Source organism: Pseudarthrobacter sp. TAF60_1 (assembly GCF_052113505.1).
Lineage (GTDB): Bacteria > Actinomycetota > Actinomycetes > Actinomycetales > Micrococcaceae > Arthrobacter.
The window spans coordinates 109,226-133,314 of the sequence record NZ_JBFRDI010000007.1 but is presented as its reverse complement, the minus strand read 5'-3'; the positions used below and the strand labels follow the sequence as shown (position 1 = coordinate 133,314).

Annotated in this window: 22 protein-coding genes and 1 tRNA gene; all 23 read right to left on the bottom strand. The window is 65.4% G+C overall.

Translation table 11 applies throughout. From position 1 onward, the window contains the following. Window positions 1-12 precede the first annotated feature (12 nt). The 23 genes from AB4Y73_RS10205 to AB4Y73_RS10095 all read right to left on the bottom strand — a co-directional run bounded on the left by AB4Y73_RS10205 (window position 13) and on the right by AB4Y73_RS10095 (window position 24,050). Window positions 13-1,248 (bottom strand): branched-chain amino acid ABC transporter substrate-binding protein, encoded by a 1,236-nt coding sequence (locus tag AB4Y73_RS10205; RefSeq protein ID WP_441871316.1) that lies wholly within the window; start codon window positions 1,246-1,248, stop codon window positions 13-15. 326 nt (window positions 1,249-1,574) lie between these two features. Further along, window positions 1,575-1,648: transfer RNA gene (locus AB4Y73_RS10200), tRNA-Leu, on the bottom strand. A 23-nt stretch (window positions 1,649-1,671) separates the two neighbouring features. Continuing rightward, complete coding sequence (locus tag AB4Y73_RS10195) at window positions 1,672-2,613, bottom strand: N-acetyltransferase (RefSeq protein ID WP_441871315.1); 942 nt, start codon at window positions 2,611-2,613, stop codon at window positions 1,672-1,674. Between the two features lie 139 nt (window positions 2,614-2,752). Further along, entirely contained in the window at window positions 2,753-4,243 is a 1,491-nt protein-coding gene (locus tag AB4Y73_RS10190; RefSeq protein WP_441871314.1) for an NAD(P)/FAD-dependent oxidoreductase, read from the bottom strand. Window positions 4,244-4,277: 34 nt separating this feature from the next. Continuing rightward, window positions 4,278-5,672, bottom strand: coding sequence for a S8 family serine peptidase (locus AB4Y73_RS10185; RefSeq protein ID WP_441871313.1), 1,395 nt, complete (start codon window positions 5,670-5,672; stop codon window positions 4,278-4,280). 35 nt (window positions 5,673-5,707) lie between these two features. Further along, window positions 5,708-6,655, bottom strand: a complete 948-nt coding sequence (locus AB4Y73_RS10180; RefSeq protein WP_441871312.1) for a Ppx/GppA phosphatase family protein — start codon at window positions 6,653-6,655, stop codon at window positions 5,708-5,710. Continuing rightward, window positions 6,652-7,335, bottom strand: coding sequence for a DUF501 domain-containing protein (locus AB4Y73_RS10175; RefSeq protein ID WP_441871311.1), 684 nt, complete (start codon window positions 7,333-7,335; stop codon window positions 6,652-6,654). The genes AB4Y73_RS10180 and AB4Y73_RS10175 overlap by 4 nt, the downstream gene beginning before the upstream one ends. A 15-nt stretch (window positions 7,336-7,350) precedes the next feature. After that, entirely contained in the window at window positions 7,351-8,049 is a 699-nt protein-coding gene (locus AB4Y73_RS10170; protein WP_441871310.1) for a septum formation initiator family protein, read from the bottom strand. 155 nt (window positions 8,050-8,204) lie between these two features. Then, complete coding sequence (eno, locus tag AB4Y73_RS10165; protein ID WP_441871309.1) at window positions 8,205-9,485, bottom strand: phosphopyruvate hydratase; 1,281 nt, start codon at window positions 9,483-9,485, stop codon at window positions 8,205-8,207. A 134-nt stretch (window positions 9,486-9,619) separates the two neighbouring features. Further along, a complete protein-coding gene (locus tag AB4Y73_RS10160; protein ID WP_441871418.1) occupies window positions 9,620-10,198 on the bottom strand; it encodes a MazG nucleotide pyrophosphohydrolase domain-containing protein in 579 nt (192 codons plus the stop codon). Between the two features lie 61 nt (window positions 10,199-10,259). After that, on the bottom strand, window positions 10,260-11,414 hold the full coding sequence (locus tag AB4Y73_RS10155; RefSeq protein ID WP_441871308.1) for an adenosine deaminase: 1,155 nt from the start codon (window positions 11,412-11,414) through the stop codon (window positions 10,260-10,262). Between the two features lie 39 nt (window positions 11,415-11,453). Next, window positions 11,454-12,179, bottom strand: coding sequence for a DedA family protein (locus AB4Y73_RS10150; RefSeq protein ID WP_441871307.1), 726 nt, complete (start codon window positions 12,177-12,179; stop codon window positions 11,454-11,456). 100 nt (window positions 12,180-12,279) lie between these two features. Further along, window positions 12,280-12,915, bottom strand: coding sequence for a DedA family protein (locus AB4Y73_RS10145; RefSeq protein WP_441871306.1), 636 nt, complete (start codon window positions 12,913-12,915; stop codon window positions 12,280-12,282). Window positions 12,916-12,920: 5 nt separating this feature from the next. Continuing rightward, window positions 12,921-14,234 carry a thymidine phosphorylase gene (locus tag AB4Y73_RS10140; protein WP_441871305.1) on the bottom strand — a complete coding sequence of 438 codons (1,314 nt, stop codon included), beginning with the start codon at window positions 14,232-14,234 and terminating at the stop codon, window positions 12,921-12,923. After that, window positions 14,218-14,676, bottom strand: a complete 459-nt coding sequence (locus AB4Y73_RS10135; RefSeq protein WP_441871304.1) for a cytidine deaminase — start codon at window positions 14,674-14,676, stop codon at window positions 14,218-14,220. The genes AB4Y73_RS10140 and AB4Y73_RS10135 overlap by 17 nt, the downstream gene beginning before the upstream one ends. A gap of 5 nt (window positions 14,677-14,681) precedes the next feature. Further along, a complete protein-coding gene (locus tag AB4Y73_RS10130) occupies window positions 14,682-16,202 on the bottom strand; it encodes an ABC transporter permease (RefSeq protein WP_441871303.1) in 1,521 nt (506 codons plus the stop codon). Beyond that, window positions 16,199-17,590: an ABC transporter permease gene (locus AB4Y73_RS10125; protein ID WP_441871302.1), complete on the bottom strand. Its 1,392-nt coding sequence runs from the start codon at window positions 17,588-17,590 to the stop codon at window positions 16,199-16,201. Before AB4Y73_RS10125 ends, AB4Y73_RS10130 begins: the two co-directional genes overlap by 4 nt. Beyond that, window positions 17,583-19,178 (bottom strand): ABC transporter ATP-binding protein, encoded by a 1,596-nt coding sequence (locus tag AB4Y73_RS10120; RefSeq protein WP_441871301.1) that lies wholly within the window; start codon window positions 19,176-19,178, stop codon window positions 17,583-17,585. Before AB4Y73_RS10120 ends, AB4Y73_RS10125 begins: the two co-directional genes overlap by 8 nt. Window positions 19,179-19,397: 219 nt before the next feature. Then, window positions 19,398-20,510 (bottom strand): BMP family lipoprotein, encoded by a 1,113-nt coding sequence (locus tag AB4Y73_RS10115; RefSeq protein WP_441871300.1) that lies wholly within the window; start codon window positions 20,508-20,510, stop codon window positions 19,398-19,400. A 282-nt stretch (window positions 20,511-20,792) separates the two neighbouring features. Beyond that, complete coding sequence (locus tag AB4Y73_RS10110; RefSeq protein WP_441871299.1) at window positions 20,793-21,815, bottom strand: NADP-dependent oxidoreductase; 1,023 nt, start codon at window positions 21,813-21,815, stop codon at window positions 20,793-20,795. Continuing rightward, a complete protein-coding gene (locus tag AB4Y73_RS10105; protein WP_441871298.1) occupies window positions 21,812-22,243 on the bottom strand; it encodes an organic hydroperoxide resistance protein in 432 nt (143 codons plus the stop codon). The genes AB4Y73_RS10110 and AB4Y73_RS10105 overlap by 4 nt, the downstream gene beginning before the upstream one ends. 59 nt (window positions 22,244-22,302) lie before the next feature. Beyond that, the gene (locus AB4Y73_RS10100) at window positions 22,303-22,737 is read right to left on the bottom strand and encodes a MarR family winged helix-turn-helix transcriptional regulator (RefSeq protein ID WP_441871297.1); all 435 of its coding nucleotides are present in this window, start codon (window positions 22,735-22,737) and stop codon (window positions 22,303-22,305) included. 113 nt (window positions 22,738-22,850) lie between these two features. Further along, window positions 22,851-24,050 carry an amidohydrolase gene (locus tag AB4Y73_RS10095; protein WP_441871296.1) on the bottom strand — a complete coding sequence of 400 codons (1,200 nt, stop codon included), beginning with the start codon at window positions 24,048-24,050 and terminating at the stop codon, window positions 22,851-22,853. Window positions 24,051-24,089: the final 39 nt, after the last annotated feature.

Here is a 24,089-nt window from a genome sequence, read left to right as displayed (position 1 = left end):
CTAAGGCGACGGTTACTCGCCGATTGGTCCGATCGGAACGATCTTGCCGTTCTCGACTTTGTAACCGTAAACAGTCGGTGCCTGCAGTTCGCCCTTGGCGTCCCACTTGTAATGCTTGCTCAGGCCGTCCTTGTCGTAGGCCTTGACCCAGGACAGCAGGTCCGCGCGGGACTGCTTTCCAGCGTCGATACCCGAGAGGAGCACCGTAGCTGCGTCGTAGCCCTCGATGGAATAGGTTCCGGGCTCGGTGCCCTTTGAAACGTCTTTGTACGCTGTCGCAAAATCAGGAATGAGTTCGCCGGGGATGCACGGGCAGGTGAAGTACGCGTTGTTGGACGCGTCGCCGGCCTGCTTGATGAACTGGTCATCCTTGACGCCGTCAGGTGCGACGAACGTGCCGGTGAAGCCCTTGCCTGAGAGCTGCTGGTCGAAGGGTGCACCCTCGGCGTAGTAGCCCGAGTAGAACACGGCGTCGGCCTTCGCGTTCATGATCTTGGAGATCACTGCAGAGAAGTCCTTCTGGCCGGTGGTGACCTTCTCCGTCCCGACCAGTGCGCTGCCGAGCCCTGCGGAGGTCGACGTACCAAGTCCGATGCCGTAATCGGAGTCGTCCTGGACGAGGTAAACCTTTTTGGCGCCCAGCTTTCCGGTCAGGAACTTGGCGGCAGCCGGACCCTGCACGGCGTCGTTACCCAGACCGCGGAAGAAGGTGGTCCAGCCGTTCCCCGTCAGGCCTGGGTTGGTAGCCGAAGGCGTGATGTGAACCAGGCCCTTTTGTTCGAAAATGTTGCCGGTTGCCTTCGATTCACCCGAGAACGGGAGCCCGATGACGCCTACAATTTCCGCTTCGCTGACCAGCTGGGTGACGGGCCCGGTGGCCTTGTTCGGGTCCCCTTCCGTGTCAAACTTCTTGAACTGGACCTGGCAGCCGGGATTTGCGGCATTGTGCTGGTTGATGGCGAGCTGGATGCCGTTGAAGATGTTGACACCGAGCTGGGCGTTCGCTCCCGTCTGGGCCCCTGCATAAGCCAACGTCGTTGTTGCGGCGCAGGTAGCCTTGCCGTCGCCCTTCGGCAGGACAGCGCCCTTGGGCACATCGACCTTGGAGATAGCCGGGATGTTCACCTTCCCGGACGTTCCGGAGGTGGTTTCGGTGGTGGTCGGGCCTGCCTGATTGGCACAGCCCGAGAGGGCCAGGGTGAGGGTGGCCGCCGCGGCCCACGCCGTCATGACTTTCTTTCGGTACATTTATTTACCTTCCGAACCGGATAATCTCGACTGCTGCGGATGACCGAGGCAGCTTACGCGTACTTCCGAAATTGTTTCCTGAGACTACCCCCAAAGTGTGTTGTGAAACACACTTCCCTGGGGTGTGGCGAAAACATGGATCAGGGGCTCCTGATTTAGCTTCAAAATAATCCATATACGCCGCGGATATAAGTGACTGAGGTCACATCCTTATAACAGTCGTTGCATATACGGAATCAACCCGGCGCAGAGATGCCGGCAAGTGGAGAAGTGCGAGGTCAGCGCAGGTGAGAACGCCCGGAAGGCGCACCGATAGAGGGAATGTGTACCCCAGGTGGGACTCGAACCCACAACACGCGGATTTTAAGTCCGCTGCCTCTGCCAATTGGGCTACTGGGGCGCCCGGTCAATGGTATCCCGTGATCAGCCTGCCAGTGGTGCGGCATACCGGAACGTGCCGTGGACCCCGCCGGGCCAGAGTGCCAGCGGAAGCAGCTGGAAATTGTCGCCCCAGGCCTCTTCAGGCGGCAGCACGCCGAAAGAGGCCGCCGGGACGAACCCGAACCGGGGGTAGTACTCGGTGCTGCCCAATAGGGCAATGCCGCCCTCCCCCGCCGCGTTGGCCCGGGCGATGGTCTCCTTCATCAGTGCGGTGCCGATCCCGTGCCGCTGCAGCCGCGGCGTGACGCCGATAGGTCCCAGCCCCAGCAGCCCGTAATCGCCCGCCCAGCCCCGGGTGCTGATCACATGGCCTACGATTTCACCCCCCAGTTCCGCCACCACACTGAATTCAGGCAGGTATTCCTCGCATTCGAAGAGCCGCCGGAGCACCTCAACTTCAGTCGGCTCGCCCTCCACCGCCAGACCTGTCACTGGAGAAATGGCGAACGCCTCGGCTGTCAGCGCGAGGATCCTGTCCCTGTCCGCGGTTGTCTCATTCCGAAGCACCAGCTCAGGCCGTGGCTGGTGCAGGCTTGCAGCCGACAGTTCATGGAGGACTTCGAGGGCACGCGGTGCATCGGCGACAGGCACCAGAATATGGTCATGGTGGAAGCCCGCCAGCACGTTGCAGCTGATCCTGGCATCAGTGAGGGCTTTCCCGACGGCGGCGGTCAGGCCGACAGCCTCCAGTTCCGAGTGCACGTGCAAGGTAATCCAGGCGGCCACAAAGTCGTAGTGCAGCCCCAGGCTGTCTGCTGATTCCCGGGGTAGCACCACCGTGAGGCCCTCGGCTTCGCGCACCGCAGCTTCTATTCCCGGCTCCAGTGGCCTGCCGTGCGGCCACAGGACATAGACGTATTCGCCGTCCCTGAGCACCGGGTTCAGGGTTGCGAGCAGGGCCTGGAGGTTCATTTCGCCAGTCATCCTGCCAGTCTAAAAGGGCATGCCTCCCGATGCGGCAGACGCGCGCGAAAAGGACGCCCTGCCGGGACACGCAAACGGCGGCCATCCCCCTGAGGGAACAGCCGCCGTCGGGCGTTATTGCAGTGCGGCGCAGAAGGCGCTATTTGGCGTCCGCTGTGACTGACTGCTTGGGATCCACACTGGTGGCAGCCGCGGAGCCAGGCTTGGCGGCTGCGGCCTCGGGGGCTGCCGGAGGGGCGGCGGGCGCTGCAGCCGGCTTGGGTGCCGGGGTGGCAGCCGCAACGAACGCGCCGCGCGGGTTGTCCAGGTCGATCAGCTGCGTGGTATCACGGCCCATGAAGAATGCCAGGATCCAGCCCATGATCACGCGGATCTTGCGCTCCACCGTGGGCATGGCCATGCCGTGGTAGCCGCGGTGTGCCAGCCAGGCCAGCGGGCCCTTGAGTCCGATGCGGCCGATGAGGTTGATGTTGGCAACACCCTTCCACTCACCGAAGCCGGCCACAGCACCAAGGTTCTTGTGCTTGTAGTCCTTCAGCGGCTTGTCCCAGCGGGAAGCCCACAGGTTCTTGGCGAGGCGCTTGGCCTGGCGCAGTGCGTGCTGGGCGTTCGGGACGCAGGTACCGTCCGGCAGGCCGCTGCCGGTGAGGTCAGGCACTGCGGCGATGTCGCCGGCGGCCCAGGCGTTCTCAATGATGCCCTCGTCACCGGAAATGCGGAGGTCCGGGAGTACGCGGACGCGGCCGCGGGGCTCCAGTGGGAAGTCGGATGAGCGGATCATCGGGTTGGCCTGCACGCCGGCAGTCCAGACCAGCGTGTCTGCTTCGAATTCCTGGGCCAGGGTCTTGTCCGGGAGGTTGATCAGCTTCAGGGCGCCTTCGGCGCTGTCCAGCGAGGTGTTCAGCAGGACCTCGATGCCGCGGCTGCGGAGGTGCTCCACAACCCATTCAGCCTGGGGTGCGGTGACCTCGGGCATGATGCGGCCCATGGCCTCAACCAGGACGAAGCGGACTTCCTCCTGCTTAATGCGCGGGTTGTTCCGGACTGCGGCGCGGGCCAGGTCTTCCATTTCGGTGATGCACTCGATGCCGGCAAAACCGCCACCGACTACAACGAAGGTCAGGGCCTTGGCGCGGGCGGCGGGGTCCGTGATGGTGGAGGCAGCTTCGATCCGCTCCAGCACCTTGTTGCGCAGGGCCACGGCCTCTTCGATGGTCTTCAGGCCGATGCCCTTGTCCGCGAGGCCCTTGATGGGGAACGTGCGGGTGATGGCGCCTGCGGCGACCACGATGTCGAAGTACGGAACCTCAATGTGGGCGCCGCCGTCCGCGGGTGCCACGACGGCGGTGCGGTTGGTGTGGTCGATCGAGGTGACGCTGCCTTGGATAAGTTCAGTCTGCTTCAGGTGCTGGCGGTGGGAGACCACTGCGTGGCGGGCCTCGATGTTGCCGCCGGCAACTTCGGGCAGGAAAGGCTGGTAGGTCATGTAGGGCAGTGGATCCACGAGGGTGACGATGCCACCGGCATTCGCGATCTTCTTCTGCAGTTTGAGTGCTACGTACAGGCCGACGTACCCGCCGCCGACGACGAGTACCCTGGGACGGTCCTGGAGCTCTGGGGTGGTTGCCATGGCTCAAGGATACCGTAGTTTGTGAAAATCTTCACTAACTGTGCTTGCCACCCGAATCCACGGCATCGAAGACGCCGGTGTCCGGATCTTCGCGCGCAAGGCGCGGGTCGCGGGCGGCCCTGCGCAACTGGAAGCCGGCCACGGCGATGATCACCACGAAGAGCAAGGCTGAACCGATCACGACGGCGGCGCCGATGGCACTGTCACGCTGGGAGGGAGCCACCGCGGCGGGCACAGTCGGATCGGGCAGGGTGGGGACGGCGCTGGCCACGTCAGGGCTGGGAGCCGGGGCCGGCGTGGCCAGGTTCCCGCGGCGGTGCACCCGGATCCAGTCCGAAATGGAACCCAAGGGGTTGGCCGCGGCTTCAGGCACCGAATCCTTCAGGGCGCCCTCCGCGTTCAGCACGCCAAAACCGTACAGCGGATCCTTCCCGGGCGGACCGGCATCCTTTGCCGTACTGACGATCCGGTTAATGACCTGCTTCGCGCTCATCTCCGGCCACTTGGACCTGACCAAGGCGGCCACGCCGGCCACGATCGGAGCGGCGCCTGAGGTGCCTGCCCACTCGGCGTAACCGCTGCCGGGCAGACCGCCGAGGAGGTTCTCCGCGGGCGCGGCCACGCCGATGCTGATCCCCTGCGAGGACGAGTCGACACTCGCAACCCCCCTGCGGTCCAGACCGGCAACGGTCAGGACACCGGGGATGGTTGCAGGAGCCCCCACCTGCAGGTTGCCGCCTATCCTGTTTCCGGCCGCGGCTACGATCACGACGTCTTTCTGCTCGGCATAAAGGAAGGCCGCGTCCCAACTCTGGGGCCACTGCGGGGTGGTGCTGCCCAGGGAAATATTGATGACCCCTGCGCCGTTGTCCACGGCCCAGCGGACGGCCTCGGGGATCTGGTCCTGATCGGTCTTGCCTGCCGGGTTTGCTGAACCCAGCCAGGTGGAAACCGAGAGGATTTCTGCCTCCGGCGCCACCCCCACGATGCCGTCCGGGCCCACCGTTGACGGGGCGGCGCCTGGTGACGGGGCGGCGCTGGGTGACGGTGACGCCGTGGCAGGCTGGTGGCCGCGGCCGGCAAGCATTGTGGCTACCAGGGTGCCGTGTTCGGGTTTGATACCGAGTGTCTTCTGTCCGTTGGCGGTGCCTGCCCCCGAGACGTCATACCCCCCGGTCACTGCACCCTTCAGGTCCGGGTGGCCCGCGTCCACGCCGCTGTCGATCACCGCGACCTTCACGCCCGCGCCCTTGGAGACTTCCCAGGCCTTGGTGATCCCGGACTCGCCCAGCCAATACTCTTTGTCCCGCACCTCGTCCGCCTGCGCGGCGGGCGCCAATACCAGGCCTGCACCAAGGCTGACGCCTGCGAGGGTCATCGCCAGGAGCGCTGAGGCGGTCCGGCGGAGCCGGGCTGTTGCTCTGGTCATGTGGATTCCCCTGCTTGGTGCACTGATGCCCGGCGTCAGTTGAGGCTCAGGGCAATTCCATCAAGAATATCGTGTTCGCTGGCAGTGGCTGTGACGATCCGGCCGCCGCTGAGGTCATGGAGCCGCTCCAGGATCCGGGCCCACACCAGTCCGCCGGCGCCCATAACATCCACCCGGCCCGGGTGCATGTAGGGCAGTTCAGCACGGGCTGCCCTGGTCATCGCCAGGAGGTCCGCGGCGGCCTCGGTAATTGTGCCGAGGGGCAGTTCAGCTCCGTGGATGGCCGCCGGCGAATATTCCGGCAGCCGCAGGGCGTGCGCCGTGATAGTGGTGATCGAACCGGCAACGCCGACGACGGCGGTGGCGCGTTCCAGCGGAACGTCGAGGCCTGCACGGGTGATGGCGGCGTCGACGTCGGCTTCCGCGGCGGCGATCTGTTCCGCCGTGGGCGGGTCATCGCGAAGGTGCCGTTCGGTCAGGCGGACGCAGCCGATGTCCACGGACTTGGCGGCCGTGACGCCGTTTGCCGTGCCCAGGACAAATTCAGTGCTGCCGCCACCGAGGTCAACCACCAGGACCTGGTCCCCGTCACGGATGGGCAGGACGCTGCTGGCCCCGGCGAAGGACAGGGCCGCCTCTTCGTCCCCCGAGATGACCTCGGGCGCAACACCGAGCAGGTCACGGACTCCGTCCACGAACACCTGGCGGTTGCGGGCGTCCCGGCTGGCGGAGGTGGCCACAAAGCGCACCGACGTGGCCCCGTGTTCGCGGATCAGGGCGGCGTAATCCGCAGTGGCCGCAAAGGTGCGCTCCAGCGCTTCGGGGGCAAGTTCGCCGGTGGCATCCACACCCTGGCCGAGGCGGACCACGCGCATCTCCCGGACCACGTCCGTGAGCCGGGGGGTGCCGTTACTGCTGTCCACATCCGCAATCAGCAGGCGGATGGAGTTGGTTCCGCAGTCGATCGCAGCGACGCGGGTCACGGGGTGGCTTCCGGGGTACCCGCGGTTTTCCGGACCGGGGCAGGCCGGCCAACGAGCTCCGGCAGGCCCTGGGGTCCGTGGCGGCTCAGGTCCCGCGACGGGGCTTCCCCGGCAGTGTCCCAGGCGCCGTCGCAGTAGCAGCGGTCCGCGGTCCACCATTCGCTGATGCCGGCGATGGCTTCGTCTCCCAGCGGGTTCACGCCGGGCCCGGCGGCCAGGGAATGTCCCACCAGCACGTGCAGGCATTTCACGCGGGTGGGCATGCCGCCGGCGGAGATTCCGTCAATTTCCGGGACGGCACCGATGCCTGCCCGTTCGCCGATGCCGGCCCGGGAAGCGAGGTAGTCCTCGTGGGCCGCACGGTAGGCGGCCGCAAGAGGCTCGTCCGCGGTGAGCCGCTCATTCATCTCGTTCATCAGTCCGGCAGCTTCGAGCCGGGAGACTGCCGAGGTGATGACGGGGTGCGTCAGGTAGAAGGTGGAGGGGAATGGTGTGCCGTTCCCCAGGCGTGGTGCCGTGGCAGCCACCAGGGGATTGCCGCACACGCAACGGGCCGGGATTTCGACGACGTCGCGCACCGGCCGTCCAAGTTGCCTGCTGAGTACTTCAAGATCATGTGCTGATGGCTGGCGGGATTTCTCCGGCTCAGGTGCCGTGTGTGCTTCCACTGGCGCGGCCATCCTTCCTCTGGTGGTTCAGTCTGTGGCCGCACGCCTGACGGACTCCCACAGGGAATCCACCCACGGCAGATCGGCGGGGTCTTGCGCTGCTGCGGCGTTCTGGCTACTGCGTGATCCTGCGGGCAAATCACTGCCAAAGACCCAGTAGCCGGTTTCGCCCGGCATAACCATGTTAATGCGGTCGCGGGCCTGCTGTTTCACGTAGTTGGGATCCTGCCAGCGCGAGATCTGCTGTCGCAGCCTGTCCCCCTCGGCCTGGCGGGCGGCGATATCGTCGTTCAGGGCGGTAAGTTCGGCACGTTTGTCGAAGAAGATCTTGACCGTGGGCGCAAGCATAATGGTGATGGCAATCATCACGACGGCGAGTGCCAGCATGCGCCCGGAAAAGGCCTTGGCCGGTACGGGCTGCGTTTCATCCGGCGTCTCGCCCTTGGGCGTTCCGGCCGCAGCGGACGCGCCGCTCCCTCGCATTTTCGTGCCGGGTGTGCCTTTTGCAGGGGCGCCCTTAGTGGCGGCGGGGGCTTGTGGGGAGTCTGCCGTTTTTGCGGCGGGGCCCGCCGGCTTCCCGGCTTTGCCGTGGGCGGTGCCGTCCTTTGTCCCGCCAAAATGGGCGCGGATGACATCGGCGGTGTCGGCAGCGGCTTCCTGGGGACGATCCGTTGCGCCGCGATGCGTGGAAGCGGCCTTGGGAACTTTGGGACGGCGGGTAGCCATGACACTCCTGAAACGTGCGGCCTGCCTCGGCCGGCAACTCTGCGCTGGTACATATGCCTGCGCTGGTACAAGTGCCCTGCCAGCAGCAGGCCGAAACAAAAACCGGTGGCTATGGTCTTTCAACCATAGCCACCGGTCAGTGGTTTACGCGGCTACTAGCCCTTGAAACGCGGGAACGCGCTGCGGCCGGCGTAGCGTGCGGCGTCGTCGAGTTCCTCTTCGATGCGCAGCAGCTGGTTGTACTTGGCAACGCGCTCGGAGCGGGCGGGGGCACCGGTCTTGATCTGTCCCGCGTTGGTGGCAACGGAGATGTCAGCGATGGTGGTGTCCTCGGTTTCGCCGGAGCGGTGCGAGGTGATGGTGGTGTAACCGGCGCGCTGGGCCAGGGAAACCGCATCCAGCGTCTCGGTCAGCGAACCGATCTGGTTGACCTTGACCAGCAGCGAGTTGGCGGTCTTGGTGTCGATGCCGCGCTGCAGGATGGACGGGTTGGTGACAAAGAGGTCATCGCCCACGAGCTGGACTTTGTCGCCGATGGCGTCGGTGAGGGTCTTCCAGCCGTCCCAGTCGTTTTCGTCCAGCGGGTCCTCGATGGAGACCAGCGGGTAGTCGGCAACGAGCTCGGCGTAGTAGGCGCTCATCTCGGAGGCGGAGAGGGCCTTGCCCTCGAACTGGTAGGCGCCGTCCTTGAAGAACTCGGAGGAGGCAACGTCCAGGGCCAGGGCGATGTCCTTGCCCGGGGTGTAGCCGGCGTTCTTGATGGCTTCCTGGATCAGGTCCAGCGCGGCGCGGTTGGACGGCAGGTTCGGCGCGAAGCCGCCTTCATCGCCCAGGCCGGTGGAAAGGCCCTTGGCCTGCAGGACGGACTTGAGGTTGTGGTAGACCTCAACGCCCCAGCGCAGGCCCTCGGAGAAGGTCTCCGCGCCGATCGGGACGATCATGAATTCCTGGATGTCGACGTCGGAATCCGCGTGGGAGCCGCCGTTGAGGATGTTCATCAGCGGAACGGGGAGGACGTGTGCGTTCGGCCCGCCGAGGTACTTGTAGAGCGGCAGGTCCGCGGAGGCGGCAGCAGCGTTGGCCACGGCGAGGGAAACACCCAGGATGGCGTTGGCGCCGAGCTTGCCCTTGTTGGGGGTACCGTCCAGGTCCAGCATGGCCTGGTCGATGCTGCGCTGGTCCGTGGCGTCGAAGCCGATCAGGGCCGGAGCGATCTGGTCGATGACGGCGTCAACGGCCTTCTGGACACCCTTGCCGAGGTAACGGCCCTTGTCGCCATCACGAAGCTCAACGGCCTCATGCTCGCCGGTGGAGGCACCGGAGGGAACTGCTGCACGGCCGATCTGGCCGTCGGAGAGCAGTACTTCAACTTCTACGGTCGGGTTGCCTCGGGAATCGAGGATCTCGCGGGCGTGGATGGCATCGATAAGCGCCATGGATTTGCTCCTTGGGGGCGATTTTTTGGTGGATCTAACAGCTGAAAATTGGCGGAATCTCTGGGACGTCGTCGTCAGGGACTAGCGTAGTCGAGAGTGGTGGACGTTACGGAACGCTATCCGTCACCCGGACGTCATGATGGCGTCCCGAACCGCCGCCGAATGGCTCCGCGCAGTGCGCGCTCTGCGTCGAATCCCCGGGCCCGGGCAGAGCCGACGACGGCGAGCAGCAGGTCGCCGAGGTCTTCTTCGGTTCTGAACGTCTCCTGCGCATGGGATTCGGCAGGTTCAACCGCCAGGCCTGCGCGATCTGCCCGGTCGAGGAACTTCTGCGCCTTAGCCAAGGCAGGCAGGGCGTCCGGGATCCCTTCGAAGGGGGTTTTGCGTTCGGGCCGCTCCGCGGTCTTGACTGCATCCCACTTCTGGACGATCTCCTCCACCGTGGCGGGGAAACTGTCCTGCAGCGTTCCGTCCGGCCGGAAGACGTGCGGGTTGCGGCGGACCATTTTGGCGCTCAGGCCACGCGCGACGTCGTCGAACGTAAACGAGCCGCGTTCCTCGGCGAGCCGGGCGTGCAGCACCACCTGGAGCAGCACGTCGCCCAGCTCGCCGCGGAGTTCGGTGTCATCGGCACCGGTCTCGATGGTCTCGGCAACCTCGAAGGCTTCCTCCAGGAGGTACTCCACCAGTGAGGCGTGGGTCAGCTCACCCATCCATGGGCAGTGCTCCCGCAACTCGGCTATGACCGTGACCAAGCGTTCGACGGGACCCTCGTCAGCCAAGGTTGGCGTAGGTGTCGTTGATGTACTCCACCAGCGCTTCCTTTTCCTCCAGCGGCAGGAATGATGCCTCGGCGGCATTCAGCGTGAGCTCGAGCAGGTCATCGAGGTCGTAGTCGAAGGTTTCGACGAGGAGCTCGAATTCGTCCGTCAGGGTCACGCCGCTCATCAGGCGGTTGTCCGTGTTGATGGTGACGTTGAAGCCCAGTTGGTAGAGCATGTCCAGCGGGTGGCTCTCGATGCCTTCGCCGAACCCTGCGATGGCCCCGGTCTGGAGGTTCGAGGAGGGGCAGATCTCCAAGGCGATCCCGCGGTCACGAATCCAGCTGGAGAGGTCGCCCAGGGTGACCAGGCCAATGCTGTCCTCCCCGCCTTCGGCACCCTCGGCGTCGTCTTCGTCGTCGAACTCCACCAGGATGTCCTCGGCGATGCGGACGCCATGGCCCAGGCGCAGGGCCCGGCCGTCCACCAAAGCGGACTGGATGCTTTCGAGCCCGGCCGCTTCGCCGGCGTGAACGGTTGCAGGAAAGTTGTTCTCTGCCAGGTACGTGAAAGCGTCCTTGAACCGGGACGGCAGGAAGCCGTCCTCAGCGCCGGCGATGTCAAAGCCCACGGCGCCCTTGTTGCGGTGGCGGACGGCCAGTTCGGCGATCTCCTGGCCGCGGTCGGCATGGCGCATGGCCGTGATCAGCTGGCCCACCTGGATTTCACGGCCGCTTTCCGCGACAGCGTCCACGCCGGCGTCGAGGCCTTCCTGCACTGCCTCCACTGCCTCGTCCAGGGACAGGCCCTGCTGGAGGTGCTGCTCCGGCGCCCAGCGCACCTCGCCGTACACCACGCCGTCGTCAGCCAGGTCCTCCACGAATTCCTTGGCGACCCGGAACAGGCCTTCCTTGGTCTGCATCACGGCAACAGTGTGGTCGAAGGTCTCCAGGTACCGGACCAGCGAACCCGAATCGGCCGATTCGCGGAACCACTCCCCCAGTGCCACAGGGTCTGTGGACGGGAGCGTGTGGCCAACAGCCTGGGCCAGTTCAATGATGGTGGCGGGGCGGAGGCCACCGTCCAGGTGGTCGTGAAGGGAGACCTTGGGCAGGCTCTTCAGGTCGAAATCGATGGCAGGGGCAGCGTCAACAATGGGCTCAGTCACCTTCCAACCTTAGGGTCGGCAGGCGCCTTATGCCAGCCGCTACTTTCCGGGCTCTGCCTCCGCCGGCGCGGGCGCCAGCAGCGGCGAAGCTCCGGCGTGTGGGGGCACGGACCCTTCCGCGCCGCCGTCGAGCCATTCGTCCACTGTGTTAGCGTCCTTGCTGGCCAGATGGTTGTGCCACCACCGCAGCAGGTGGTCAATGAGGACGCCCAGCACAATGGCGAACACCACGGCGATGCCGGCGCTGAGCAGCGGGTTGTGGTGGAGCCAGGGGAAGGAGCTGGCGAGCAGGCCGATGCCGATGGAATACCCGACCCAGGTGAGGCAGGCAACGGAATCCAGCAGGAAGAAGCGGCGGTGCCCGAAACCTGTGCTGCCGGCCACGTAGTTGACCGCCACACGCCCCCACGGGATGTAGCGGGCGGTGAAAATCAGGACGGCGCCGCGCTTGTCGAGTTCATATCGAGCCCAGCCGAAAGCTTTTTGGATTTTGGGCCGGCGCATCCATTTCCAGCGTTCCAGGCCGATCCTCCGGCCCAGCATGAAGGCCATGTTGTCACCAGCGATGGCGCCCACCAGTGCTGTCACGCCGAGGAACCACAGGTTAGGTTCCCCACTGTGCCTGGAAAACGCTGCGAGCGCCACGATGAGGGTCTCGCTGGGAACCACCATGGCGAAGCCGTCGACAAAGAAAAAAACCAGCAGGACGGGATAGATCCACCATTGGCCCGCCGCATGGAGCACGGCCTCATTAATAAACTCCACGCGGGTGTTGCTCCTAGACGAAAATGCTGCAGCCGAAAGTGAGATAAATCGCTCTTTAGTGTCCCATGGCCGAGATGCCCTCCGCTACGCCCGCAGGGCTTCATTCCTGCAGGTCGGGATCCTTCAGACGCTCCACCACCGGAACCTTGCCGCGGATGCGGTTGATGACCAGGTCCACCACGATTCCCAGGCCAACGGCACAAACAATGGCTATGACCGCGCCGAGGAAATGGTTGTTCTCAAACCACTGGCCGAAAAACAGCCCGATCCCGACCGAATACGCCGCCCAAATGGTGGCGGAGAGGACGGTCAGGCCAACAAAGCGCAGGTGCGGATAATGCGTCACACCGGCCGTGAGATTGACCGCCACCCGGCCGATGGGGATAAACCGCGCCACAAGGATCAACGACGCCGGCCGCTTCCTGAGCTCCCTGCCAGCCCACCGGAACGCGCTTTGCATCCGCGGTCCCCGCATCCATTGCCAGCGCCTGGTTCCCACCCTGCGTCCGATGAGGTACGCAAAGTTGTCGCCCGCGAATGCGCCCAGGGCCGCCATGGCCGTCAGCAGCCACGGGTTGGGAACATCCGCAGTGGCCGCAACGGCAGCCAGGCCCACCACCACGGATTCGCTGGGGATCGGCGGGAAGAAACCGTCAATAAAGCAGCATGCCAAAACGAGGAATAGCACCCACGGTTGCCCGGCGGCAGCGAGGATGAAGTCATTGATGGCCTGCATTCTCCCTATGCTATTCGGTCGATGATGAGCCGTTGTGCCGGTCGTGACCCTTCGGGTGCAATCGTGACCGCATGTTCCAGGGATTCCTTGGCGCGCGCGAACTTTTCCGGCGTATCGGTGAGCAATGTCATGAGCGGTTCACCGGCCCGGACCTCCGCGCCGGGCTTCGCGTGCATACGGATCCCGGCCCCTGGCTGCACGGCGTCCTCCTTGCGTGCGCGGCCGGCCCCGAGGCGCCATGCGGCGACCCCGACGGCCAGGGCATCGAGTTCCACGAGCACTCCGTCGGCGGGCGCGTAAATGACTTCCGACTCCCTGGCAACCGGCAGCTTCGCCCGCGGATCGCCTCCCTGCGCCTCAATCATCCTGTTCCAGACATCCATGGCGCGGCCGTCCTTCAATGCGGCGCCGGGATCGGCATCGTGGACGCCGGCGCAGGCCAGCATCTCCTCGGCCAGGCGAACCGTCAGCTCCACCACGTCCTCCGGGCCGCCGCCGGCCAGGACTTCCACCGACTCCCCGACCTCGATCGCGTTGCCGGCCGTCAGGCCGAGCGGCGTGCTCATGTTGGTCAGCAAAGCAACGGTGTTGACTCCCGCATCCTTACCCAGAGCCACCATGGTTTCCGCCAGTTCCCGAGCCCGGGCTTCGTCCTTCATGAACGCCCCGCTGCCAACTTTGACGTCCAGGACCAGTGAGCCCGTCCCTTCGGCAATTTTCTTGCTCATGATCGAGGAGGCAATGAGTGGGATGGCCTCCACCGTGCCGGTGACGTCCCGCAGGGCGTAGAGCTTTTTATCCGCGGGCGCCAGTCCGGCGCCGGCGGCGCAAATCACGGCACCGACGTCCTGGAGCTGTGCCATCATTTCGTCGTTGCTCAGGTCGGCCCGCCAGCCGGGGATCGATTCCAGCTTGTCCAGGGTGCCGCCGGTGTGGCCGAGCCCGCGGCCGGACAGCTGCGGCACGGCAACGCCGAACACCGCTACCAGCGGGGCCAGCGGGAGGGTGATCTTGTCCCCGACTCCCCCGGTGGAATGCTTGTCGCTGGTAGCCTTCCGGCCGCCGTCGGACCGCCGCAGGCCGCTGAAGTCCATCCGCTCGCCGGAGGCGATCATGGCGGCGGTCCAACGGGAAATCTCCGCACGGTCCATCCCGTTGAGCAGGATGGCCATGTTCAGGGCGGCCATCTGCTCGTCCGCGATGGCACCGCGGGTATAGGCGTCGATGGTCCAGTCGATCTGCTCCGGGCTAAGGACTCCACGGTCCCGCTTGGTACGGATGATGTCGACGGCGTCGAACGCTTCAGTTGCCTGTGTCACCGGAGTCCTCCAGATGTTGGGGACCAAATGCGTCGGGCAGCACCTGGTCCATCGTCTTAATGCCTTGGGTGGTCATGAGTTCCATGACCGGAGCACGGAACTCGTAGAGCAGTTGCCGGCAGCGGCCGCACGGCATCAGCACATTGCCGGCACCATCAACGCAGTAGAAGGCCCGCAGTTGCCCGCCGCCGGTCATCTGCAGGTTCCCCACCAGCGCGCATTCGGCGCACAGCGTGAGCCCATAGCTGGCGTTCTCCACGTTGCAGCCGCTGACCAGCCGTCCGTCGGCGGTGATTGCCGCGGCCCCGACCGGGAACTTCGAATAGGGGGCATAGGCCTTTTTCATCGCAGCGACGGCGGCGGCCTCCAAGGCCGCCCAGTCGACGCCGGAACTACCATCTGCGGCAGCACCGGAAGCGCCGGGAACACTGGTTTCGGTCACCTTCGTCACCCCTTGACATACGGTATGCCGTCGGCCGCGGGCGGCCTGGACCGTCCCACCAGCCCTGCCACCGCGATGACGGTCAGGGCGTAGGGCAGCATCGCCATGAACTGGCTGGGTACGGGCGAGCCGATGATGGTGATGATGCTCTGCAGGTTGTCGGCAAAGCCGAACAGCAGCGCGGCCAGGAACGCCCCAATGGGGTTCCAGCGGCCGAAGATCATGGCCGCGAGGGCGATGTAGCCGCGGCCGCCGGACATGTCCTTACTGAACGCGTCCACGGACACCAGAGTGAAGAATGAACCGCCGATCCCGGCGATCGCCCCGCCCATGAGGACGTTGATGAAACGGGTCCGGTTGACGTTGATGCCCACGGTGTCCGCCGCCTGCGGGTGTTCGCCGACGGCACGCACCCGCAGGCCCCACTTCGTGTGGAACAGCCCGACGTAGACCACGATCACGGCCACATACATGAGGTAGCCGACCAGGGACTGGTGGAACAGGATGGGTCCGATGATCGGAATGTCGGCGAGGAAGGGGATGTCTACCGCCTGAAGCCGGCCGGGCTTGTTGAGGTGCTCGGGATCGGCCGTGAGCAGGGTGGAGAACAGGAAACTGGTGAGGCCGCTGATCAGGACGTTGAGCACCACGCCGACGATGATCTGGTTGACGAGGTACTTGATGCTCACCACGGCCAGGACCAGGGACACGAGGGCCCCGGCGACGGCCGCGGAGATGAGCCCCACGTAGACGTTGCCCGTCACGGTGGCGACGACGGCGGCGGAGAACGCGCCGAGCAGGAGCTGGCCCTCGATGGCGATGTTGACCACGCCGGCCCGTTCGCAGAGCACGCCGGAGAGCGATCCGAACACCAACGGAACGGCGAGCGTCACGGCACCGGCCATGAGCCCGCCGAGGGAAATGGACGGCTCGGGGTCCCGGCCGCCCGCGACGATCCAGATCATGAACCCGATCAGGAAGACCACGGCGAAGCTGCCGCCCAGCCATCCCGGTGTGCGCCGCCGCTGCAGGGTGAGGAAGCAGGCGTACCCGGCCAGGGCGAGCAGCACGATGGAGCAGATCCAGCCCAGCGCTGTCGAAGGCACAGTGATCTTCTCCACCCGGGCTACGCCCAGGGCGGCCAGGCCCAGCACCACGACGGCGGCGATCGTGGTGGCGGGAATCCAGCGGTCCACTGCCGCACCCTCGCGCCGCTGGTTGATCCACCGGTAACCCACGTAGGCGGCGGCAGCCAGCGCGACGGCCAGGGTGATCCAGGCCGCCGCGGAGGAGGCGTTGGGGTCCCGTGCCTCGGCGATCCGGAACCCGGCCGATTTGGTGTTGGCCAGGAACCCGAACAGGACGGTGCCGAGGATTGCCAGCAGGCCCAGTCCGATTCCAGCCTTCCAGCTCACCAGTTCCGTTGTGCCCGCCGGCGCGCCGGTCCGACCGTCGCGGGGAGTGTTGCCGGTTCCCTTTCCGGCGCCCGGCTGCTTGCTGGCGGGAGATTGTGTCGTGGCGCTCATACTGCCGCTCCGCTCTTCACGCCGCCAGTATGCGAACCGGCGGTCCCACTCGTGGTGGTTTTCTTCTTACGGGGGTTGAGTCCGAATATCGCCCGGACCAGCGGCGGTGCCGCGATGAACAGCACGATCAGGGACTGGATGACCAGCACAATGTCGATCGGCGTCTGTGTCTGGGCCTGCATGGCCACGCCGCCGGCGCGGAAGGCGCCGAACAGCAAGCCCGCGAAGAAGGTTCCCCACGGCGTCGAGCGTCCCAGCAGTGCGACCGTAATGGCATCGAAGCCGATGGAGGCGGCGACGCCGCCGGAAAGGTACTTCTCCGTGCCGGACACCTGCGCCACACCGGCCAGCCCTGCGAGCGCACCGGCGACCGCCATCACCAGGATGGTGCTGCGGGCGACGTTGATGCCGGCGGTGCGGGCCGCGTGAGGGTTGGCGCCGACGGCCCGGAACTCGAAGCCGATCGTGGAGCGGTTCAACAGCCACCAGACGAAGGCGGTGGCCACGATCGCGGCCAGGAAACCTGCATGCAGGCGGAACTGCGGTCCGAGCATTTCGGGGAACAACGCGGTGGAGTCCAGGAAGGGGGAGATCGGGTTGGTGGAACCCTTGCGCTGGAAAGCCGGGGTGGTAAGCAGGAACAGCAGAAGGAAATTGGCAATGTAGTTGAGCATGATCGTCACGATCACCTCATGCGCTCCGGTCCGTGCCTTCAGCAGCCCGACGACGCCGCCCCAGACCGCGCCGCCGACAAGGCCGGCCACGATGACGACCAGCAGGTGCAGGCCGATCGGCAGGTGCCAGGCAAATCCGGCGTAGGCGCCGAAGAGCGCGCCGAAGATGATCTGCCCCTGCGCACCGATGTTGAACAGGCCGGCGCGGAACGCCAGGGCGACGCCCAGCCCGGCGCAGATCAGCGGGGTGGAGACGGTGAGGGTCTCGGTGATCGGGTACAGCTGTGCGGCCAGGCCGGCGCCGGCCCAGTTGAAGATGGAACCCTGCACCAGCGCGGTGTAGGGGCGGATGACTTCTGTCAGCAGGTCCCCGGGCTGCGCGAAGAAGTAGCCGGCTGCGGCAGCGACCTTGGGGTTGGTCACTGCCATCAGGATGCCGCCTAGCACGATGGCGAGCAGCACGGAGAGCAGGGACACCATGGCGTTGCCGGTGAAGATCTGGTGCAGCACTGAACCGCTGCTGTCCCGGTCCCGGCTACGCCGCTGGGTCGCTGCCGGGACGGCGGACGGCGGCATCTGGCCACCTGCAGTGTCGAGAGCGACGTCGGAGGCCACAGCCTCCGGCGTGCTGCCGCCGGGTACCTGGATGTCTGCGGGGTCTGCCGCGTCGTGGTGGCCCGGGGCCTGTGGCTCGGGGGTCGCCTTCTCAGACATGGGTTTCTCCTTCGTGGCCGGCAGGCTCCGATACGGCCGCCGTCGTCGTGCCGCTGTGGGCGTGGGCGGAGGCGCTGGCTTCGGCTTCTGCGGCCGGGACGCCAGCCATCATCAGGCCCAGCACGTCGCGGGACGTGGTGGCGGGAACGATGCCCACCAGCCGTCCGCGGTAGAGCACCGCGATCCGGTCGGCCAACTGCATCACTTCGTCCAGTTCGGTCGAGACGATCATGACGGGCGTTCCATGGTCACGTTCGGCGATGACGCGCTTGTGCACAAACTCGATCGAGCCGACGTCGAGCCCGCGGGTGGGCTGCGAAGCGATGAACAGGCGCAGGGGACGCGAGAGCTCGCGGGCCAGGACGACCTTTTGCTGGTTGCCGCCGGAGAGGGTGCCCACCGCGGCCGAGACCGACGGGGTGCGGACGTCGAATTCCTCGACCTTTTTGGCGGCGTTCTCCGCAATCAAGCCGGGCTTCATGCCCACGCCGCGCGCGAAGGGCGCCTTGTCGTAGAGGTCCAGGATCATGTTTTCGGAAATGGTGAACGTCCCGACAAGCCCGTCGAGGGTACGGTCCTCGGGGACGAAGCCCACGCCGGCGCCGAGCACGTGCTTGACGCTCTTGCCCAGCAGTTCCTCCCCGTCGAGGGTGATGGATCCGGCAACGTGCGGCTGCACACCCAGGATCGCCTCGGTCAGTTCCGTCTGGCCGTTGCCCTGCACGCCGGCGATGGCGAGCACTTCACCCTTGGCGATGTCGAATGACAGGTCATCGACGACGTGCTGGCCATTGTGGTCCGTCACGGTCAGGTTGCAGACCTTGAAGGTCACGTCGCCGGTTTTCGCCGGCGCCTTGTCCAGCGTCAGGCTCACCGTGCGGCCCACCATGGCGGAGGCCAGTTCGGTGGGAGAGGCCGTAGGGTCGGCCTGGCCGACGACCTTGCCGCGGCGGATGACCGTGATGGTGTCGGAAATGGCTTTGACTTCACGCAGTTTGTGGGAGATGAAGACGATCGACTTACCGTCCCGCTTCAACTGCCGGATGATGTCGAGGAGTTCATCGGTCTCCTGCGGCGTCAGCACCGCGGTGGGTTCGTCCAGGATGAGCACCTCGGCATCACGAACCAGGGCCTTGATGATCTCGACGCGCTGCTGGACGCCGACGGGCAAATCCTCCACCATGGCGTCGGGGGCGACGTCGAACCCGTACTGGTCCGAGATCCGGCGGATCTTCTCACGCGTGGCTTCCAGGTTGAGCAGGCCGCCGGCTTTGGTGGTCTCGTTCCCCAGCGCCACGTTCTCGGCCACGGTGAAAACCGGGATGAGCATGAAGTGCTGGTGGACCATGCCGATCCCGGCAGCCATCGCCTCGCCGGGGTCCTTGAAGACGACGGGCTTGTCGTCGACCAGGATTTCACCCTCGGTCGGGTCGTACAGGCCGTAGAGCACGTTCATCAGGGTGGATTTCCCTGCGCCGTTTTCTCCCAGCAGGCAGTGCACCTGCCCCGGTTCGACGACCAAATCGATGTGGTCATTGGCTACCAGGGACCCGAATCGCTTCGTGATCCCTTTCAGTTCGAGTTTCAAAACCCCAACCAATCTGTGTGTGTATGGATCTGCACCGGCACGCTGGTGGCGGCAGGGCAGCGGGTAAACCCAGCCTAGTGTCACGGGTGCTTCCTGGGCAGGGCAGGCTGCCGGAAAAAAGTGCCGGCAAGTCGCTGGCGGACGCTGCCAGCAAAACAGAACGCGCCGCCCTTCGGCCGAGCTAACGGCGGAAGGGCAGCGCGCCCCGTGATTTAGGGATTACTTGGTCGGGCTGGACTTCGACTCGACCTTGACGTTGCCGGAGATGATGTCCTTCTTGAGCTGGTCCAGTTCGCTCTTCAGGTCTGCCGGCACAGCGGAATCCAGATCGTGGAACGGAGCCAGTGCCACGCCGCCGTTTTCGAGGGTTCCGATGTACGGTGTGGCGTCGAACTTGCCATCCTTGTCGTCCTTGATGACCGTCTCCACAGCGGTGGACATAGTCTTCTGGACGGAGGAGAGGATCACGGACTTGTAATCCGCAGCAGTCAGGTAGCCGTCCGAGTCAACCCAGATCAGCTTCGCATCCTTGCCCTTGGACTTGGCCTCGAGAATGGCGCTGCCTGCGCCCGACCCGACGGGGCCGGCCACCGGAAGGACAATGTCGGCGCCCTGGTCCAGGAAGCCCTGGGTCAGGACCTTGCCCTTGTCAACCTGCTTGAAGTCACCGACGAAGGTGCCGTCCTGCTTGTCCTTGTCCCAGCCGAGGAGCTGGACGTTCTTGCTCTTCTTCTGGTTGTAGTACTTCACGCCGTCGGCGAAGCCGTCCATGAAGATGGTGACGGTGGGGATGTTGATGCCGCCGAAGGTGGCGACCTTGCCGGTCTTGGTTGTGCCGGCGGCCAGGTAGCCGGCCAGGAACGCAGCCTGGGCCGTGTCGTAAACGATCGGCTTGACGTTCTTGGGGAACGTGGGGTCGTTGTAGTCGATGATCGCGAAGTGGCTGTCCGGGTTGGCCGTCGCAATGGACTTCGTGGCGTCGCCGAGCAGGAACCCGACAGTGACGGTGAGCTTGCAGCCCTGCTGCACCATGGAGCGCAGGTTGGGGTCGTAGTCCGTGTCAGCCTTGGACTGGACGTGCTTCTCCTGGATGCCGAGGTCCTTGACGGACTGCTGCAAACCTTCATAGCCGGACTGGTTGAACGACTTGTCGTCGAATCCGCCGGAGTCGGACACCATGCACGCGGTGTAGTCCGATTTCGTCGCCGAACCGGAACCACTCGGCGAGGTCGGGGCGGCCCCGCAACCGGTGAGGAGCAGGGCAGCCGCACCCGCGGTGGCGACGCCGGCCAGTGAACCGCGCTTGAGGGTTGCGCGCAGTGAGTTCTTCAAAGTTCCTCCAGGAAGAAAGAGATAAGCGCCGCGACGCGTCCAATGAGCCTGCTTCCGGTTTTCCTCCGAAACACTGTTGTCACTGACGGATCCGCAGCACTGCGCCGAGGCGCACGGATGGAAGCCACTTTAGTGGCCCGGAACACGTCTAGTAACACACTTCACAGCCATTTCCCAGATTGTTGAGAACTTGTTACCAAGCGGTACGCCATCCCGTCCGGGCACGCCCGAGGCCCCGAAATCGCAGACATCGGGTCCTCAAAGGTCACTGACGGAGTGCGGTCAGAGGCGCACCAGCATCTTGCCAGTGTTGGCACCTTCAAGCAGATCCATGAACGCCTGCGGTGCGTTCTCCAGCCCGTCCACCACGGTCTCGTCGTACCGGACTGAACCGTCCGCAAGCCAGGCCGACATCTTCTCGAAAAATTCCGCACGGTGCTGGCGCTGTCCGCCCACCAGGAAGCCGCGGAGCGTGAGCTGCTTGCCGATGGCGAGCGCGAGGTTCCGCGGAGCCGGCGTGGCATCGGTTGAGTTGTACTGTGCGATGGCACCGCACATGGCCACGTGTCCGCCCACGTTGAGCTCCGCCAGGGCCGCTTCCAGGTGGTCGCCGCCGACGTTGTCGAAGTAAACGTCAATCCCCTTGCCTCCGGTCGCCGCCTTGAGCTGGTCACGGACCGGCGCGTCGCGGTAGTTGAAGGCGGCGTCAAAGCCCAGCTCGAGGAGCCGTGCCACCTTCTCGGGCGTTCCGGCACTGCCGATAACGCGGGAAGCGCCCATCGCTTTGGCTATCTGGCCCACCAGCGAACCCACGGCGCCGGCGGCACCTGAAACGAACACGGCATCACCGGGCTTGAATTCGGCCACCTTGAGCAATCCGGCATATGCCGTCAGGCCGGTCATGCCCAGCGCGCCAAGAAAGGCCGACGCCGGTGCGAGGTCCGTGCGGGCAACCGACGTTGCGTCCGCGTCCAGAACGGCGTATTCGCGCCACCCCAGCTGGTGCACGACGACGTCCCCCACCGTCCGTGCCTCGGACCTGGACGCGATGACCTCACCCACGGCGCCGCCGTCGAGCGCTGCATCCAGCGCGAACGGCGCTGAGTACGATTTCACGTCATTCATGCGGCCGCGCATGTAGGGGTCCACCGAGATGTAGAGGTTGCGGACCAGGATCTGGCCGTCGCCGAGCTCGGGCAGCGGTGACTCGGCCACGCGGAAGTTCTCCGGAACCGGGCGCCCTACCGGACGCGACGCGAGGCGGATTTCACGGGTGGATGTTGGAAGTGTTGTTGCTGTGCTCATGCGGCGAACTCCAGGATCTTGATGTCTACGGTCATGTTTCCGCGGGTGGCGTTGGAATAGGGGCAGATTTGGTGTGCCTTGGCCACAAGGGCCTCCGCCGTCGCGAAGTCCAGGGCGGGAACGGCGATCTCCAGCTCTGCGGCGAGACCGTAGCCCGCGCCGTCGTCCAATGCGCCAAAGTGGATCTTGGCCGCCACGGCCGAATCCGTCAGGTCGGCACGTTCCTTGCGCCCCACGAGGCGGAGTGCCGAGTGGAAGCACGCCGCATAGCCTGCGGCGAAGAGCTGCTCCGGGTTGGTGCCGTTACCGTCACCGCCCAGTTCCAACGGGCTGGCCAGGCTGACGTCCAGCTTTCCGTCGTTAGTGCGCGCGTTGCCGTCTCGGCCTTCGCCGGAGGCCAGGGCCTCGGCAGTATAGAGGGTTTTCATGTGGTCCGTTCGGTTGAAGTGGGTAACGGAAATCTGTGGGCGCTGAGTGCGATTGGTGCTCAGCGGGAGCTGTGAAGTGCTGCGGTGAGCCGTTCGAGAGTGCCCCGGAGCTGTTCCAGCTCCACGTCAGACAACCCGGCGGCCTCAGCCAGCCGCTGGGGAATCGCGCTGGCCTTGCTGCTGAGTGCGCGGCCCGCCGGCGTCAGGTGGACCGCCACGCGGCGCTCATCCTCCCCGGATCGGCGCCGCTCGACGAGCCCCATCCCTTCGAGGCGTTTGAGCAGCGGCGACAACGTGCCGGAATCGAGGCCCAGTTCCGCGCCGAGCTCCTTGACTCCTGTGGGCTCTGATTCCCACAGGACCAGCATGACCAGATACTGCGGATAGGTCAGGCCAAGGTCCTCGAGCACGGGCCGGTAGACCGCCGTGGCCGCACGGGAGGCGGAGTAGAGGGCGAAGCAGACCTGGCGGTCAAGGCGGGGGGCATCGTTCACACCAACAATAGTAGGGCACAATTCAATTGTGCACAACTTAATGGCAGCGCTTAAAGCGAAACGGACATTTGACGCCCCCGTGGGAGCTTCAAATGTCCGTTCGCGGCTGAGTACTAGAGGTCGCGGATGGTCCGGAGGGCTGCGGCCGTGAGGACCTGGATGCCCAGGCCCAGGGCGCGTTCGTCCAGGATGTAGTCACCCCGGTGCAGGTCGTATTCCTCACCGCCAGGAGTCTTCGTGCCCAGGCGCATCATGGCGCCAGGCAATTCTGCAAGGAACCAGGCGAAATCCTCGCCGCCCATGGACTGCGGTGTCAGCGTCACTGCGCTCTCCCCGAGTTCGGCGCGGGCCGCCGCCTCAATCAGGGCTGTTTCGTGCTCGGAGTTCACCACCGGCGGCACCCCCCTGGTGTGTTCCAGGTGCACATCCACGCCATAGGGAGCGGCCACCTGCTGAACCACTTCGTCCAGGAGCTCGCCGGCACCGTGCCAAGCATCGCGGTCGAGGCAGCGCATGGTGCCGGCCATGTACCCCGTTCCGGGAATGGCATTGGGCGCGGATCCGGCATTGATCTGGCCCCACACCACCGATACCCCGCTGCGGACATCCACCCGACGGGACAGCACGGCGGGAACGTTGACAGCGATCTGGGCCAGGGCGAACACCAGATCCTCGGTGAGGTGCGGCCGGGAAGTGTGGCCGCCGCGGCCGCTCAGTTCGATCTTGATGGTGTCTGACGCGGAGGTTATGGCACCGATGCGCGTGCCGATGCGTCCGACGTCGATCCTCGGGTCGCAGTGCAGCGCAAAAATGCGCGGCACACCTTCCAGGACGCCCTGCTCGATGCAGGACAGCGCGCCACCGGGCATGGTCTCCTCGGCCGGCTGGAAGATGATGCGGACCGTGCCGCCAAGCGGCGACTCTTCATGCATCTTCTGCAGCACCAGGGCGACGCCGAGCATCGTGGCGGTGTGGACGTCGTGGCCACAGGCGTGCGTAACGCCGTGGTTCCTTGAGGCGAACGGCAACCCCGTTTCCTCGATGATCGGCAGGGCATCAATGTCGCCGCGCAGGGCCGTGGCGATCGGTCCTTCGCCAATGTCCACGGTGAGGCCGGTGCTCTCCAGCCGCCGCGGCGCGAGGCCGGCCGCTTCGAGGCGCTCCACCAGTTTGTCTGTGGTGCGGAATTCCTTGAAGGAAAGCTCCGGGTGCGCATGGAGATCCCTGCGGAAATCGATCAGTTCCGGCAGGAGCGGCTCCAGCCACGGCCGAACTAACGTGGTGGGCTCGGCTTCAGTAGTGTAATTACGCACTCATTTACTCTAGCGAGCGTCCGCGGAATAGCGTCATCA